The organism is uncultured Kiloniella sp. (assembly GCF_937128705.1).
In the GTDB taxonomy this organism is placed as follows: Bacteria; Pseudomonadota; Alphaproteobacteria; order Kiloniellales; family Kiloniellaceae; genus Kiloniella.
Map to the genome: position 1 here is coordinate 1 of NZ_CAKZMP010000016.1, position 1789 is coordinate 1789.

Genomic DNA, 1789 nt, shown 5'->3' on the forward strand with positions numbered 1-1789 from the left:
CGACAATTCTTTATGTCAGCAGTGACGAAAAGGTTCTTGGACGAGTTACCTATATTTTTAGAATGCTATTTCTGTCCCTTTTTCTTTGGGCATTTCTGATTATGAGTTTTACAAATATTATGCCCCTTGAAGATATTATTTCAGCGCTTCAAGATCCGATTGAAGACATAGAAATTCATGGCGGCTGGACTATTCTTTCTGTCATTCTCACAACTTTCAGCACGCAAATGTGCTGGATGGCACATCGTTTAAATCATATTGGCTGGTCCAAATGGCTGGCATTATTAATTGCCGTACCCGGTGTGAATATCGTCTTGGGCTTGTTACTCGTGGCAATGCCGGGAAAAACAATAAATAATAGAATGCAGACTGAAAGTTATGCCGACCTCATAGATAGATCAACAGAATCAGATTATGCTTCCCGCCTGTAAATCAGACAGGTTATCTCAATATTCCAGTTAATATGAACTCAATTACAGGGTGTTTAAGATGATTGATGTTTTCGGTTGGTGGGCTTTTGATCCCGAAAATACAACCCTGATCAACCGAGTTAGTGGTGAAAAGGTTTGCTTTATTGCAAAACTTGGCCCGCAGGATAGTCCTGCGGAAGGGAATTGGCTGAGGTTTGAGTATCAATACGATGGTTTAAGTTATCCGTTGTTGGTGGAAACGGGGCCTGTTATTTACGATACTTACGAAAGATATTCTCTGGGCTCAAGCTATGTCACACGTATAAATAACAAACTTGCGTGGCAGGTCGATCATATTCGATCCGCCAAAATTTGGGCGGAAAGACACAATCAACATTCAGATAAATACCACCCCTCTTATGGTCTGTGGCGGCGGGTTGATGACTGTATTGCAGATGCATTTTCCTTTTGGCCTGAAACTGAAAAAACGGGCCCGGTACCAGAGAGAATAATTATCGCTGGTGGTTGGGTAAATGGTTCTTGGAATGACAGGTGGGAACGAACCTTTGTGACATGTCAGGAAGAATATCAGCCTACAACTTTAACATCGGCTCCCCTCGTTGCTTTGGATACATTACCGCCAAGTCCATGGATTTTCCACGATACGAAAGAGACCGACACTTCAAAGTATGTAGGGGTTCGCGATTTGGTTAAACCTGTTTCTTACCCCCCGTATAATGCAGAGAAAGAAAAGCAAGAATATCGATTTTCCTATATTCCTGCAGAAGAAAAGCTCACTGGCTTTGAAAGCAAAACGCTTTACCTCAAAACCGAAGATGAAACCTCAGTGGTTGCTCTTCGTTCAGGTGATGGCTTAAGTACGGGGCATGGTCCTTCTGCTCACTTTACGTTTTTGTATGGTGATTCAGAATACACAGGTTCAATATATGCCAGACCTAAATATCCTGCACAAAGCCCTCGCGATTGGGGAATTAGTTGCCCCCTTTCTCTTACCTTTCGTCCTCGGCTTGTTGAAGGCAAAATGACTAAAGAAGCGGATGATTTAATAAATAGCACAAATGCAGATCTTAGGATCTGGCATCAAATTAACTTAAGACTAAGAGATGCTTTTCTCGAGTTTAAAGACTCTGTTTATCGTTATGATGAATGGCATCCTGATCTATCCCTCAGTGCAAGCCAGAATGTATTTTGCGGTGGTAATTATAAGGGGGGAATTAAGGGTACTTTGTACAGCAGCCGATACCTTGATGCGCCTCAGACTCTGCTTAAGAGAGTTAATTTAAATCTAGATTCAGGAATGAATTGAACGACGAATATTTCTAAAATCATATTGAAAAGTCATAAAAAAGCCCGGCAAA

Annotated in this window: 2 protein-coding genes; both read left to right on the top strand. The window is 41.5% G+C overall.

What is annotated here, in order from left to right; genetic code table 11:
* On the top strand, positions 1-431 hold a 431-nt coding region (locus Q0241_RS01070; protein ID WP_299371741.1), incomplete at its 5' end, for a DUF805 domain-containing protein.
* Between the two features lie 58 nt (positions 432-489).
* Positions 490-1737 (top strand): hypothetical protein, encoded by a 1248-nt coding sequence (locus tag Q0241_RS01075; protein WP_299371744.1) that lies wholly within the window; start codon positions 490-492, stop codon positions 1735-1737.
* Positions 1738-1789 lie beyond the last annotated feature (52 nt).

Bases quoted from the DNA above. Each gene is read 5' to 3' on its own strand.
- Q0241_RS01075 (WP_299371744.1), top strand. From the start codon at position 490: ATGATTGATGTTTTCGGTTGGTGGGCTTTTGATCCCGAAAATACAACC.